Annotated in this window: 13 protein-coding genes, 1 pseudogene and 2 riboswitches; of the genes and pseudogenes, 7 read left to right on the top strand and 7 right to left on the bottom strand. The window is 42.4% G+C overall.

The genetic code is table 11. The features are described from left to right. Positions 1–19 precede the first annotated feature (19 nt). Positions 20–694 carry a hypothetical protein gene (locus CDG79_RS02485; protein ID WP_094340284.1) on the top strand — a complete coding sequence of 225 codons (675 nt, stop codon included), beginning with the start codon at positions 20–22 and terminating at the stop codon, positions 692–694. Beyond that, positions 678–1,439 carry a class II aldolase/adducin family protein gene (locus CDG79_RS02480; protein ID WP_094340279.1) on the top strand — a complete coding sequence of 254 codons (762 nt, stop codon included), beginning with the start codon at positions 678–680 and terminating at the stop codon, positions 1,437–1,439. The genes CDG79_RS02485 and CDG79_RS02480 overlap by 17 nt, the downstream gene beginning before the upstream one ends. A 378-nt stretch (positions 1,440–1,817) precedes the next feature. Here CDG79_RS02480 and CDG79_RS02475 read toward each other — a convergent pair whose 3' ends face one another. Further along, positions 1,818–2,144, bottom strand: coding sequence for a hypothetical protein (locus CDG79_RS02475; RefSeq protein WP_189524853.1), 327 nt, complete (start codon positions 2,142–2,144; stop codon positions 1,818–1,820). 236 nt (positions 2,145–2,380) lie between these two features. On the opposite strand from CDG79_RS02475, the pseudogene CDG79_RS02470 reads away from it, so the two are divergent. From CDG79_RS02470 to CDG79_RS43330, 4 genes and pseudogenes are all read left to right on the top strand, one after another. Further along, positions 2,381–3,034 (top strand): annotated as a pseudogene (locus tag CDG79_RS02470) (IS5 family transposase); the annotation flags it as partial. Between the two features lie 97 nt (positions 3,035–3,131). Next, positions 3,132–3,311, top strand: a complete 180-nt coding sequence (locus tag CDG79_RS02465) for a hypothetical protein (protein WP_223277982.1) — start codon at positions 3,132–3,134, stop codon at positions 3,309–3,311. Between the two features lie 103 nt (positions 3,312–3,414). Next, positions 3,415–4,233, top strand: coding sequence for an NADPH-dependent oxidoreductase (locus CDG79_RS02460; protein WP_094340400.1), 819 nt, complete (start codon positions 3,415–3,417; stop codon positions 4,231–4,233). Between the two features lie 225 nt (positions 4,234–4,458). Then, on the top strand, positions 4,459–4,683 hold the full coding sequence (locus tag CDG79_RS43330; protein WP_223277993.1) for an SDR family NAD(P)-dependent oxidoreductase: 225 nt from the start codon (positions 4,459–4,461) through the stop codon (positions 4,681–4,683). On the opposite strand, the gene CDG79_RS02450 is transcribed toward CDG79_RS43330, so the two are convergent. From CDG79_RS02450 to ntrB, 6 genes are all read right to left on the bottom strand, one after another. Then, the gene (locus CDG79_RS02450; protein WP_094340277.1) at positions 4,669–5,214 is read right to left on the bottom strand and encodes an RNA 2'-phosphotransferase; all 546 of its coding nucleotides are present in this window, start codon (positions 5,212–5,214) and stop codon (positions 4,669–4,671) included. The genes CDG79_RS43330 and CDG79_RS02450 overlap by 15 nt on opposite strands. 61 nt (positions 5,215–5,275) lie before the next feature. Beyond that, positions 5,276–6,586: an amino acid permease gene (locus tag CDG79_RS02445; RefSeq protein WP_094340275.1), complete on the bottom strand. Its 1,311-nt coding sequence runs from the start codon at positions 6,584–6,586 to the stop codon at positions 5,276–5,278. Between the two features lie 432 nt (positions 6,587–7,018). Next, the gene (locus CDG79_RS02440) at positions 7,019–7,639 is read right to left on the bottom strand and encodes a universal stress protein (RefSeq protein ID WP_094340272.1); all 621 of its coding nucleotides are present in this window, start codon (positions 7,637–7,639) and stop codon (positions 7,019–7,021) included. Between the two features lie 176 nt (positions 7,640–7,815). Next, a riboswitch (cyclic di-AMP (ydaO/yuaA leader) is annotated at positions 7,816–7,951 on the bottom strand. A 17-nt stretch (positions 7,952–7,968) separates the two neighbouring features. Beyond that, entirely contained in the window at positions 7,969–8,805 is an 837-nt protein-coding gene (locus tag CDG79_RS02435) for an ABC transporter ATP-binding protein (protein WP_094340270.1), read from the bottom strand. Between the two features lie 154 nt (positions 8,806–8,959). Continuing rightward, the gene (locus tag CDG79_RS02430) at positions 8,960–10,402 is read right to left on the bottom strand and encodes an ABC transporter substrate-binding protein (protein ID WP_189524852.1); all 1,443 of its coding nucleotides are present in this window, start codon (positions 10,400–10,402) and stop codon (positions 8,960–8,962) included. A gap of 137 nt (positions 10,403–10,539) precedes the next feature. Then, complete coding sequence (gene ntrB / locus CDG79_RS02425; protein WP_094340264.1) at positions 10,540–11,391, bottom strand: nitrate ABC transporter permease; 852 nt, start codon at positions 11,389–11,391, stop codon at positions 10,540–10,542. A 97-nt stretch (positions 11,392–11,488) separates the two neighbouring features. After that, positions 11,489–11,711: riboswitch (cyclic di-AMP (ydaO/yuaA leader) on the bottom strand. A gap of 418 nt (positions 11,712–12,129) precedes the next feature. Here ntrB and CDG79_RS02420 point away from each other — a divergent pair. Next, positions 12,130–13,320 carry a sensor histidine kinase gene (locus CDG79_RS02420; RefSeq protein ID WP_094340262.1) on the top strand — a complete coding sequence of 397 codons (1,191 nt, stop codon included), beginning with the start codon at positions 12,130–12,132 and terminating at the stop codon, positions 13,318–13,320. Positions 13,321–13,336: the final 16 nt, after the last annotated feature.

Here is a 13,336-nt window from a genome sequence, read left to right as displayed (position 1 = left end):
CCGAAATCGAGGAATATAGATGACAAACCAGACCACTTTGGAACCATTACCAGAAGACCAATGGTTTATTCAGAGCCAGGAATTACGATCCTTTGTAGCAACAGTGCGAGAAATTAGCGCTATCACTGCTAGCGATCGCTCCCAAACTCTCGCCAGATTAGAACCATATTTCCAAGAACTCCTTGCCCAACAGGAATGGCTACCTGAAAAGTTTGCCCAAATTAATCCTGAAAGCAAGATGGGTGGCGGTATAGGTCAGTGGCTACTTTATCGCGCTAAAGACCGTTCTCTGTCAGTCTTTAGTTTGGTGATTCCCCCAGGTTCCACGACTCCTGTCCACGACCATTTAGCCTGGGGATTGATTGGTTTATACAAAGGCAATCAAGAAGAAACAGTCTATCGCCGTGTAGATAACGGCGATGCTGAAGGACACGCACAATTACAAATAACTGAAGTGCGTAGGCTTCAACCAGGGGATATCTACCGCCTCTTACCCCCAGACGGTGATATCCACGCCGTCAAAACTACATCCCAGAGCGCATCTGTATCTATTCATATTTTGGGTAATGATACTGGCTGCATTTTGCGTCACCAGTTCATCCCAGAATCTCATAGCGTCAAATCCTTTCGCTCTGGATATTCTAACGCTCCCTGTAAAGAGGAAGAAGAAAAAGAACATGCCCAGGTACGATAGACCACAACCTCCGATATTCGAGCGAGTTGAAGACGAACGTCTCCACCGCAAACAACGTCTAGCTGCTGCTTTTCGCCTGTTTGGTAAGTTTGGTTTCAGCGAAGGCATCGCAGGGCATATTACGGCTCGCGATCCAGAATTTACAGACCATTTTTGGGTCAATCCATTAGGAACATATTTCGGTCATATTCGAGTTTCTGACCTGCTTTTAGTTAACAGAGAAGGTGAGGTGGTTAAAGGCGATGCTGAAGTAAATCGAGCCGCTTTCGCCATCCATTCTCAAATTCATGAAGCTCGACCTGATGTCATTGCGGCGGCTCACGCCCATTCACTTTATGGTAAAGCCTGGTCTAGTTTAGGTCGTCTCCTTGACCCCTTGACTCAAGATTCCTGTGCTTTTTACGAAGATCACGCGCTATTTGACGATTTCACAGGTGTGGTTTTAGAAACTTCTGAAGGTCAACGACTGGCGCAAGCCTTGGGGCCAAATAAAGCGATAATTCTCCGTAACCACAGTATTTTAACTGTGGGACATACGGTAGATGAAGCTGCCTATTGGTACATTAGCTTAGAGCGATCGTGCCAAGCCCAACTGCTGGCAGAAGCTGCGGGTAGACCAACAACTATCAAACACGAAACAGCCCGTTTAACCCAAACTCAAGTGGGGTCACGTACAAGTGGATGGTTCGGTTTCCAGCCCCTTTATGACAGAATTGTCCGTGAGGAGCCTGATTTCCTCAATTAGTGATTGGGGATTGGGGATTGGGCATGGGAGCAATGCGATTTTGTAAAATGGGTAAGCAGGGGAGGCAGGGGGAGAAAAATAAATTAAGTGTATTTTAGGTTATTTTAGTAGTAAAAATTACTGATACTCCTCTTTTCTTCCCCTGCTCCCCCTGCTCATTGAACGATGATCTCACTTTTTCGCGTTGCTCTCGACGTTTGCGGACTCGCTCTAAGCGTACCCCTGCGAGGAAGCAAGCTACGCCCAGCGTCTCGTAGAGAAGCTGTTCCGTTAGCTTTAGGCTGCGCTATTCACTAGTCGGACTCCAATCCATTCTGAATTCTGACTCCTGAATTCTGTTTTGATAAAATTAGAAATCTGCAATTAACCTCGCTTTTCTCAAGAAAAATCGCAGTACCGTTTCTTCACGGGAAATAATATCCACTCTTGCTTGATCATTCCTTGCAGTTCTTTGTCTAAAGCTGCTTTGTTGCTTTCACCTGCGGCTTTTTCTTGGGCTATCCGCTCAGTAGCAATTTCTACATCTGCATGACTGGGATTTAAGGCGGCTTTCGCACGTTGCTTTTTAGCGATCGCTGCATATATACTTTGTTTTAATCGCTCAATTGTTTGCTTTTGCGCCTCTACAACTGCTTTTTGTGCCGCTACAGCTTGTTGTTGCTGTTTTGTAGCTAACCGCGCTTCCTCTAATTTATCCCTAGACAAAGCTCCTGCTTGGGCTACACCCTCATATCGGTTTTGCTTTGACTTCGCTGCATTCCAAGCAGCCTCAGTAGAATGGAGATTTGCTTCTGCTGTTTTTAACCCACATTCCGCACTTCATTTTGTAATATATGTATCAGTACTAAATCTTGCTATTTACTTTACGAGTAAATACTTAAGAGGGTGGGTGATGAATATGAGCAATATCACAGGTATTACCGACTAATGGAAATCCGTAAGAAGGAGTTAGATGGCGATCGCTGCCAGGAGATTTTCCGGTATGGCAGACAGTATACACATATTTTCGCAACTGGCGTAAAAATGGAACGTGGTTGAAAATTCACGATAGTCTCCGGCAGTGGACACGGATTGAACAGGAGCGCCATCGAAGTCCATCGGAAGGAATCATCGACAGTCAAAGCGTTAAGAGTGCGGCAATGGTTAGTCAATCCGTGGGCTTTGATGCGGGCAAGAAAATAAAAGGACGCAAGCGATTTATGACAGTTGATACTTTGGGGAAAGTCACAGCGGGTCTTGGTAACAGCAGCCAATGTGGGTGAGCGTGAAGGGGGTAAACAAGTTCTCAAACGGGTCAAACACCTTGCGGGGAGCAGGTATCTCGTTTGACAACCCTCTGGGTTGATGGCGGCTTTGACGGTGAGCCGTTCATGCAGTGGGTGATGGACTTTTGCCGTTGGATTGTGCAAGTGGTTCTGCGACCTGAGCAAACCAAGGGCTTTGTGTTGCTCAAAAAACGTTGGGTAGTCGAGCGCACTTTTGGTTGGCTGATGGGATGTCGGCGTTTGGTCAGAGACTATGAGTTATTACCGGAAACATCGGAAACGTTTATCTACCTTGCCACGATCCGGATCGTGGTGAGGCGATTAGCATAAAATTTGACCTTTCAAAACTTTTCAAACAACCTCTAAACAGCATCGAGAAGAAGTAGCGCAAACTCTATCATCTGTGCTAGCAATTGATATAGTAACAATGAGAAAAGCTACTAATAGGAGAAATTTTGGGATTGTGCCAATTGATGACAATCTCATCAATTTACAACAAAAGGTAGCTGATACATATTATCAGTTGAAGCTGATTCCTAAAAAAGTTAATGTCAGAGATGGAGTGCTAACGAAAGAACAATATGCAGCATTTTCACCAAAAATTTAGATAGATCAGAATCATAAATCGGCTGTAGAGGTGTAATGGATGTATGCCTCTACAGATGGAATTGGTGTTAGTAATAAAATATCTGAAAATTTGGGAGTTGATTATGACTAATCCTACAGAACTACTGCGATCGCGCTACGGTGAAATTCCCTTTAATCCCGAAGAATGGAATGATTCTCTGACAACACTATTATCTCACCGTTCCATCCGGTCTTATCTATCCGATCCTTTACCAGCAGGAACTCTGGAGTTACTCATTGCAGCCGCCCAATCTGCCTCTACTTCCTCTAATTTGCAAACCTGGAGTGTGGTAGCAGTCGAAGATCGAGAACGCAAAGAGAAGTTATCTAGATTAGCGGGGAACCAAGCACATATTAAACAGGTTCCTTTATTCTTGGTTTGGTTAGCAGACTTGGCGCGTCTAAGTTACGTTGCTGACAGTCGCGGCATATCTCATGATGCCCTGGAATATTTGGAAATGTTTTTGACGGCAACAGTTGATGCAGCTTTGGCGGCACAAAACGCAACAGCCGCAGCCGAGTCACTCGGTTTAGGAACAGTATATATTGGCGCAATCCGCAACCACCCGAAAGAGGTAGCAGAGATATTAAATTTACCTTCCTCTGTATTTGCTGTGTTTGGGCTGTGTGTAGGCTATCCGAATCCAGAGGTAGAAGCAGCGATTAAGCCAAGGTTGCCACAATCAGCTGTGCTGCACCGTGAAACTTATAAATTGGCGGATCGAGAAGAAGCGATCGCTCATTACAATGACATCATCAAAGAATTCTATACTGAACAACAGATGAATGTTGCTGGTGATTGGTCAGAACACTCAGCCCAAAGGATCGCCACTGTTGAATCATTGAAAGGACGCGATCGCTTGCGTGAAGTTCTTAATCACCTTGGCTTCAAGTTACTCTAAACAAGCAGAATCAAGATTATGGATTTGCAACTCCGTGGCAAAGTCGCCTTAGTGACAGATGCTAGTAAAGGAAAGGTTTAGGCAAAGAGGCAATTTGCCCGTGAGGGTGCAAAAGTTGCCATCTGCGCCCGCAGTGAGTTAATTGACCAAACTGCTGCGGAAATTGCAAGCGAAATAGGTACAGAGGTGCTATCTCTGCGTGCAAAGGTTACTAGTTAAGCAGATATTGAGCGGGTAGTTAATACTACAGTGGAAAAATTCGGCGGGTTGGATATCCTTGTTACCAATGCCGCAGGTACTTTTGATGATATCGATTTGGCATCCTGGGAAACTTCGATCGACTTGACTTTGCTGAGTGCGGTACATTTGGTAAAGTACGCTTTACCTCACTTACGCCAATCTCCAGCACCAGTGATTCTTACTTTCTCTAAAAAATCAAATTCTTTCTAGATACTCAGGTGGCACACGATCTACTAACCAAACACCATTAGCAGAACAATAGAAGATGTAACCCGCCTGATGCATTGCCGCAGTATTTACAATAAAAACTACTGCTTTTCCATGTCTTGCACCAACAGTTTGTGCTGTTGCAATATCCTTCGATAAATGGACATGATGTCGTGACATTTTGCAAAGTCCTGTTTGCAAAATTGACTCTACAGATTTGCGTCCCGTACCGTGATAAAGCTGATCTGGGGGAGTAACAGGTTCTAACTGTAAATCGACTTTTACACTATGTCCTTGGTTAGCACGAATTAGAGTACCTGTAGAATCAAAAGAAAAGCGTTGTTTCTCGTTGTATTCAACTACCACCTCTAATTCCTGACGGGTAATGGGAAACTTGTTTTTAGCACAAGCGGTAAGTAGTTCATCAACAGCAACCCAACCACCGGGAGCAAGTTTAATTCCAATTGCATCTGGTGTGTGTCGCAGATATTTGCTGAGATATTTGCTGATTTTGACGAGGCGAGTATCACTCATAAGATTGTGGTTGGACGGAATTATACTACAAGTATATATTTATGATGTTACATCTAGATTTTTAGTAAATTGACAGAATTTGTCTTCCCATCATCGCTAATGCCACTCCAATCATCACAATCAGCGTCACCTTTCCACCAGGGACGAGTGGTTGATTTGTACTATCTGATTTTTCTTGTGCTTGACCTTGCTTCCAACTCATTAACGCCGGAATAATTCCACCTAGAACTGAGATACTGAACGTTCCAGTGTAATCTAGGGCAGTAAAAAAGATGCTGGGATTGAGCGTTCCGAGAGTCATCGGAGGGAAAAGAACTAGGGAATATAGAGGGAGGCGACTAGAAAATTTGCCCTGTGTGATGGAGAAAATATCTTTGAACAAATCCAGCAAACCATACACAAATCCAATGAATGATGTAGCGATCGCAAACTCTGAAAAAATGGATACAAGCACTCCTAACCATTCTCCCGCTCCACCTGCTCGGAGAATTTGTAATGGATCGAGAACAGTTCTACCGTCAGATGTGCCATGTAGCATATCGGGAGTGACGCTTCCTAAAATTACGGCATTCCACGCCAAGAACATAATTAGAGGAATCACAGAACCCATTAAGATAGACTGACGAATTTTGCGGGCATCCCCTTCAAGTTGCGTTACAACCAGAGGCACAACATTTTGGAAAAATAGTGCCACAGACATGACTGAGATGGCACTACCAAGGGCACTCCAATTCTGAAATAACAATTGGGCACTCTGAATGTGCCTACTCGCCAAAAACAATAGTCCCAAGAAAGAAACGATGACAATTCCGACAAAGGCGCTGTTTAATTTTTCAATAAACTTTTCTCGCCCAAGATACATAATGCCACCAAATAAAAGCGTGAAAGTCGTGGTGCCCACCCATGTAGGCAATATCTGCACACCCCCAATTTTTGCCGCCGCATAAGCTAAAATTTCTCCACCTTCGGTGATGTATGCCACCAAGAGAGCATAGTGCATAAATAAATATGCGCCGCCTGTAAGTCGCGCTCCCAATTTACCAAGGATTTTCTCAACAACTCCCATAAAACCGATACTCGCACGCCCTTCTGTTCGCATCGTGTTTAAGGTAACATCTGCAACTAGTAACCCGGAAACTAAAGCGTAGAGCCAAACAGCAATCAGTCCAGATGTGGATGGCACAATCCCAGATGGCAGGGTAACGGCTGGTAGGGCGAGAATTCCTGCCCCAACTGTGGTGCCCGCAATTAATGCAGTACTTCCCAATACACTACCCGGTTGATGACTGAGCTTTTTTCCATCAAATTCGAGATGAGAAAACAACTGAGTGACTTCCTCTGAATCTGTAAGAACAGTCTTTATTGGAACCATACTGAATATCTGTACCTAAACCAAGCAATATTAACATACGTAAATATTCTTCACAAAAACCCTGATTTTAGGTTTTGTCAGTATTTCAGGCGATCGCTTTACAGTCTATTACCCCATGAGCGTAATCAAATATTTTATACTAACGCGAAGAGGCTTATACTATTTTGCTTTAAAGTTGATATAAATAGGTTGGTAAGGACGCACAGCATGATTTTTCAATGTTTTCAAGCTGTTCATCTAGTTGTCGTTTCTGAGGTCAAGCTTATTTCTAACCTCACTCATGAACGAAAGTTTATACTACAGTTTCTTGATTCTGCTTGTCAGAAATATTATCTACTTTCTTGAGCAACCTGCGGAATGTAGGAGCTAAAAAAGCCACCTACTTTTAGGTGACTTTTCTATGACTAAAATTACCGTAATTTTAAACAGCGATTATTCATCAATACAACTGGGAATACCTAAAACAGCACAGGGAAAATTAGAACCTAATGCTTCAATCATCGGATGATTGACAGAGTTGCAACCTAGAAACAGAATATCAGCAGCTTCTGATTCAACAACTTTGTGAAGTTCTGTAGAAATGCAGCCAAATCGCAAATGAGATTTGAAAGAACCCTGCCATTCTTCAGCCAGACTCCGGGCTTGCCAGAGAATTATATCTGCTTGTTGCAGGGGAGTTACCACTGTCTGCAATTTTGGTTGAGTTAATACCTGTGTGATAGAGTTTGATCCTTCACTAATTTGACATTCTAATGAAGACTGTTGTGTTGGAAAGCTCAAAATATTTGAATATTGATTGCTTTGATTATCTTCTACCACATAAACAGCTTGAACGGTGACTTCTGCATTAGTAGCTAAACGGGTTTGATGGGCAATCCAGAAAGCAATATCTAGCGCCGTATGACTGTTAGGAGATGCATCATAAGCAACAATTAAATTAACTGCTTTTGCTTCTTGAGGTTTTTTAGAAAAAGGTTTTTTTTGTTCTGGCAGCAGTACCATTTGTTCAATTAAGTCATCTCGACCTGTGGCACTTTGCAGACGTGCTAACATTGGCTTGATTTGCACAGCTTTACTTCTCCCAACGAAATGAATTAACAATGAGAAGCAGGGGGACGAATTTTAGATTTTTAGATTTTGGATTTTAGATTGAGTGACGATAACCAAAATTGCAAATCTGAAATCAGTCAAGGAAACCCCAATAATAACTGTATTACAGCCAAAATCTTGGGGGTTCCTTCCATTGCCTACGGAGTTAGCTGACGGGCTAAGACTGGAAGGTGTCTCTCGTAAGATTAGCCCCAAACATTGGTTCCTCCGTTCCAAATCCAGCTTTCATGAATTTGAATTAGGCTACCCACTAAAAAAAATGATAATCTAATTTACTCGTCTTGGGCAAAATAGCGATCGAGAAAATTTAAGGCGTGGTTGCGGAGTTCAAAATATTCTTTTGAGTTTCGCATAGCGGCGCGATCGCGTGGACGCTCGAAAGGAACTTCTAAAATCTCTCCTATAGTAGCAGATGGGCCATTGGTCATCAAGACGATGCGATCGGACATATAAATTGCTTCGTCTACATCGTGGGTAATCATCATCACTGCTTGACGATTATTTTCCCAAATATCCAATACCTGCCGTTGTAATTTGCCACGAGTTAGCGCATCTAGTGCCCCAAAAGGTTCATCCATCAGCAACATTTTCGGGCGAATTGCTAAAGCTCTGGCAATACCTACTCGTTGTTTCATCCCTCCAGAAATTTCATCAGGATATTTGTCAGCCGCCGCCGTCAAGTTTACCATTGCCAAGTGTTGATTTACAATGCTAATTTTTTCAGCCTTATTAGCATTTTTTAGCACTTCATCCACAGCTAAACGGATATTTTCTCGCACTGTTAACCAAGGTAACAGCGAATAGTTCTGAAACACCATCATCCTTTCGGCTCCTGGCTGACGAATTTCTTTTCCATCTAACCTGACTGAGCCGGAAGTAGCTTTTTCTAAACCAGCTACTATCTTTATTAGAGTTGATTTTCCACAACCTGAGTGACCAATTACAGAAATATATTCATCTTCACCAATCGTTAGATTAACCCCATCTAAAACGACAAAGTTATCTTTATCAGGTGTCGGATAAGACTTGACTAAATTTTCAATTTCTAAAAATCCAGTGCGGGGCAGAACTTCGGTCTGGGTATTAATAGGTAATGAGGTATATTCCATCATCAAAATGCTCCCGAAATTATTTAGTCATCAGTCAATATTTGAACTTAGCATTTCAGCTAAAATTGCATTAATTTGCATTCTCCAAAAAGTAAATCTTTTGTGGGTTGGACAACATAAGTACCCTAGTTGTGCAAATTAAATGCACGACAGCTTAAGACATGTAAAATTTAGTGGGAGCATTAGCCCTGATAGCAAAACTATTCAGATAACCCACAGGATCGCTGGGGTCGAAGCCTTTCTTATCTATAAATACTTCTGGTGGTTCGACCTTGTAATCATCCTTTGGACATTTGATGCCCATTTCAGATGCTATCTCCCGATATAAATCTGTTCTCCAGCCTTGTTCTGCTATTTTTTCAGCATTTTTGGGTAATTTTTTTATTTGTCCCCACCGTGCTGCTTGTGTCATCAACCAGATACTTCTGGATCTCCATAAGAATGTTGAGTGTTCTCCTGGCTGTTTGGGAAGGTTGTCAGGAATATCGAAGAAAATCGTGGTGTCAGCAGCTTTGATGGTGCGGTCTTTACCATCAAAGCCGCCATAGTTGTAGTTACCGAGAATTCCCGGACTTGTAAATTTCGTAATTGGGGCATCTTTCTTTTTGGGTTTAGCACCTGTAAAGGAACGTTCTGTAAGCAGTTCAGCTACTTCTTGGCGATTTTCTACTTTGCTGCAATATTGGCAAGCTTCAATCATCGCCTTAACTAGGGAACGATAGGTTTTGGGATATTTGTCGATGAAAGATTCCATCACCCCCAAAAGTCTATCTGGGTGTCCTAACCAGACTTCTTTGCCTTGTGCAAAGGTAAAACCGATGTTTTCGTTGCCTGTTATTGCTCGTGTATTCCAGGGTTCTGCAACCATGTAAGCTTGCATTGCACCAATCCTTACGTTTGTCACCATTTGCGGTGGCGGAACGATGATGACGCGAAACTCTTTTAAAGGATCGACTCCGGCGGCGGCGGATAAGTAGCGGACAAAATATTCGTAAATGGCGGAACTTAATACCACCGCCCAAACTCTGTTTTCTGGCGGTTGCTTGTCAAAGTAGCCTCGAAAATCGCGTCCAAAGGCTTCTAAAGCACCATCGCCATATTTTTCTTGATATTCATACCACGGACGCAGCCCAAAGTCCCACATGGCTTTATTCATAGTCATGGCGTTACCGTGGCGGTGAATGGTCATGGCCGCACACAAGGGGGCGTGGCGTGCGCCTTCGGCTCCAATTCTGGCGTTGGTGACAGCACCAGATACGACGGGTGAAGCATCTAGACGACCAAAAATTAAACCGTCGCGGGAGGTGGCCCAGCTAGCCTCGCGGTTGAGTGTGACGTTCAAACCATATTTGCGGAAGAAGCCTTTTTTCCAGGCGATCGCAAATGGCGCACAATCATTAACGGGAACGTAACCAATGGTAAGGTCGGATTTTTCTAGGTCTTGCGATCTAATTACTGGTTGTACAGCTAAGGCTTCTTCAGTTAATCCTTTGGCGGATCTATCTCCTGAAATTCCACAGGAGGACAGGGCTATTCCGGTTGTAGTTCCTCCTATTCCCTTAATAAAATCTCGTCGAGTCCAGTTTATATCACCCATTTTCATAGCTCCATTGGTGGATCAATTTTGGATTTTAGATTTGTTCGATTAGACGCTGCGTGAACAGATATTATTAAATTTTGGATTTTCAATTCTTAATCCAAAATCTAAAATTTAAAATCTAAAATTCCGTTTAGTTAGTTGGAAGTTTTCGGGCGATGGGTTACGAATTCTTCAATTTTACCCACGGCATAATCCAAAATTAACCCAGTTAAGCCAATTATGAAGACAGCTAAAAAGACTGAACTCAAGTTTAAACGACTCCATTCATCCCAAACGAAAAAGCCGATACCAATGCCGCCTGTAAGCATTTCCACGGCAACGATTACTAGCCAAGCGATGCCTAAACTAATTCGTAAACCTGTAAAAATATACGGTAAACTTGCTGGCCAAATGATTTTGGTAATCCGCCTCCAACGGGGCATTTCTAACACTTGTGCCACATCTAAATAATCTTTGGGAACGCTAGAAACTCCTAATGCGGTATTAATAATTGTCGGCCATAAGGAGGTAATGAAAATTACAAAAATGGCGGAAGGATCTGCTAAATTAAAAATTGCTAAGGCGATGGGCAGCCAAGCTAAGGGCGATACAGGTTTAAAAATTTGAATGATGGGATTGAGCGCTAACATTGCCGATCTGGACATCCCAATGAGAAAACCCAGAGGAATCGCTACTACCGCACCTAATAAAAAACCTAGTAATACCCGACGCAGACTTGCGATCAACAACCAACCAATTCCCAAGTTGCCAGGGCCTCTTTGGTAAAAGGGATTTAAGATGTAGTCTAGATTAGCGATGAGGGCTTCTGGTGGGGTGGGCATTAATTCATGATTGGCAAGTGCAATAATCCACCACAGAACAATTATTCCCAAGAAGCCCAATACAGGTAAGATGAATACATCTCTGAGGATGACAGGTTTTGTCTTTTTCCACGCAGCTTGCGTTGCGATCGCTGCGATCGCAACAAAATTTAATTGAAATATCATTTACGACCTCAACAGATTTAAGTGCAGGTACAAAAAATCCGAGCAGTACCAGCCTTGGACACCGATGAGATCGCAACATTATAAAAATGCCGTCTCTTCAGTCTCCCCCCAATGCCTACGAAGTTAGCTGACGGGCTAGGGCTGAGAGATGCCCTTCACAAGAAAGTGATGAGTTATGAGTTATAAGTTATGAGTTAAATATTAGTAATTTCTAACTCCTCAGTCTCAACTCCTCACTTTCGATGAGATACGCCCCACAATTTGGTTCCTCCGCTCCAGCGTTATGCACTGTGACCCGCTGAATTAGGCTGACTTACTCTAATGGATTACTAAATTATGCATAATATAACATCGATGCTCAGTAAAAGCCATCTCTCTTATGAGAAGTACAGTTAGATTTTATGCTGTAATTAAAGGTTTTTACTTAACTCATGGTAATAATTACAATACATATTTATAATTGAATTTTGACTGAAATCCTTGCCCAGAAAGCTAAACAATATAGTTTAGTCAAGCATAAAGATTGTTACGTGTTTAATTAATATTTCTTAATTTTAAGCTGGATTATACTGAGGGAGTTTTATATGAGGTTAGTTAACCAGCAAATAAAAAAACATTTAGAATCTATTTCTTTTGGTAGGTGAACTAAATTGCTAAATTTGGTAAAAACTCACTGCACTCGCTAAACTAATTGGATATGGAAGTTTACTCATCTATCTCCTAGCTGAATTTAACATAATGGATTTTAGTCAAGTACTGGCTGAAAAAACGGACACCATCCTCGATAAATGGGTTACAGCAGTTCGCAAGGATAGACGGATTGAAAGTGCTGATGACCTATCTTATACAGCAGTAAAGGATCATATCCCTGATGTTTTACAAGCAATGGTGACAGTGCTTTCAAAATCTCAGGATAATGATATTCAGTCGATAGTTACTGCCAGTTTTCAGCATGGAGCTATTCGAGCGGAACAAGGTTACGATCCAGCAGAAATAGCTAGAGAATATCATTTGTTGCGAACAGTAATATTTGATGCTCTACAACCAGATTTAATCGGGGGAACACCTTTAGAAATAATTCGTTCTATGCGTTTGATTGACGCTATCATAGACGAAGCGATCGCTCGGTGTTTCAAGAGTTATGTTGAGCAACGCTTACGAGAATTACACCAGTTGCAGTCATCACTAACGCTCCATAATGATGAACTCACACGCTTAATTAGCGCTAATCAACAGTATCTTTCGCAACTAGCCCATGAGTTGAAACATCCTCTAACTTCCATTATTGGCTACTCGGATCTGTTTTTACGTCAACAACGGCGCAAGACTGAGATCAAAGACACCCCTGCCAATCTCGAACATATTGAGCGGGTACTACGCAATGGTAGACAATTACTCCACCTGATTAACGATGTATTAGAACTTTCACGATATGAAGCAGGGCAGATAAAACTACAACTAGCCCCTACCGATGTGCGTGAATTAATCAATAATATCTGTGAAATGTTGGAACCTTTAGCTGCTGGGAAAAGTTTAAAAGTCGTAGTAGATTGCGATCGCGCCCCCAAAGAATTAATCACAGATCCTTTTCAATGCCAACAAATTATTACAAATCTTATTAGTAATGCAATTCGCTATACAGAGTCGGGGACTGTTATTATAATGTGTCAGGTGTTGGATAAGGAAAGATGCGCGATCGCAGTTTGTGACACTGGAATTGGCATTGCATCAGAAAACCAAGCCCAGATATTTGAACCCTACTTTCGGGTTAGTTCTAGCGATCGTCCTTATCTACCCGATAGTACAGGATTGGGGTTAGCGATCGTTTCGCGGTTGGTAAAACTCCTCCAAGGTACAATTAACTTAGTATCTGAGGTGGGAGTTGGTTCTACCTTCACTGTAATTTTGCCTTTAGAAATAGAGAGTTGATTTCGCGCCAAGACGT

The sequence above is a fragment of the Nostoc sp. 'Peltigera membranacea cyanobiont' 232 genome, from assembly GCF_002245985.1.
Lineage (GTDB): Bacteria > Cyanobacteriota > Cyanobacteriia > Cyanobacteriales > Nostocaceae > Nostoc.
Note: the sequence above shows the minus strand (reverse complement) of the source record. Positions and strands in the feature narration are given on the sequence as shown.

Excerpts from the sequence above, each read along its gene's own strand:
- CDG79_RS02485 (WP_094340284.1), top strand. The coding sequence starts at position 20 with ATGACAAACCAGACCACTTTGGAACCATTACCAGAAGACCAATGGTTT.
- CDG79_RS02480 (WP_094340279.1), top strand. The coding sequence starts at position 678 with ATGCCCAGGTACGATAGACCACAACCTCCGATATTCGAGCGAGTTGAA.
- CDG79_RS02465 (WP_223277982.1), top strand. The coding sequence starts at position 3,132 with ATGAGAAAAGCTACTAATAGGAGAAATTTTGGGATTGTGCCAATTGAT.
- CDG79_RS02460 (WP_094340400.1), top strand. The coding sequence starts at position 3,415 with ATGACTAATCCTACAGAACTACTGCGATCGCGCTACGGTGAAATTCCC.
- CDG79_RS02450 (WP_094340277.1), bottom strand. The coding sequence starts at position 5,214 with ATGAGTGATACTCGCCTCGTCAAAATCAGCAAATATCTCAGCAAATAT.
- CDG79_RS02445 (WP_094340275.1), bottom strand. The coding sequence starts at position 6,586 with ATGGTTCCAATAAAGACTGTTCTTACAGATTCAGAGGAAGTCACTCAG.
- CDG79_RS02440 (WP_094340272.1), bottom strand. The coding sequence starts at position 7,639 with ATGTTAGCACGTCTGCAAAGTGCCACAGGTCGAGATGACTTAATTGAA.
- CDG79_RS02435 (WP_094340270.1), bottom strand. The coding sequence starts at position 8,805 with ATGGAATATACCTCATTACCTATTAATACCCAGACCGAAGTTCTGCCC.
- CDG79_RS02430 (WP_189524852.1), bottom strand. The coding sequence starts at position 10,402 with ATGGGTGATATAAACTGGACTCGACGAGATTTTATTAAGGGAATAGGA.
- ntrB (WP_094340264.1), bottom strand. The coding sequence starts at position 11,391 with ATGATATTTCAATTAAATTTTGTTGCGATCGCAGCGATCGCAACGCAA.
- CDG79_RS02420 (WP_094340262.1), top strand. The coding sequence starts at position 12,130 with ATGGATTTTAGTCAAGTACTGGCTGAAAAAACGGACACCATCCTCGAT.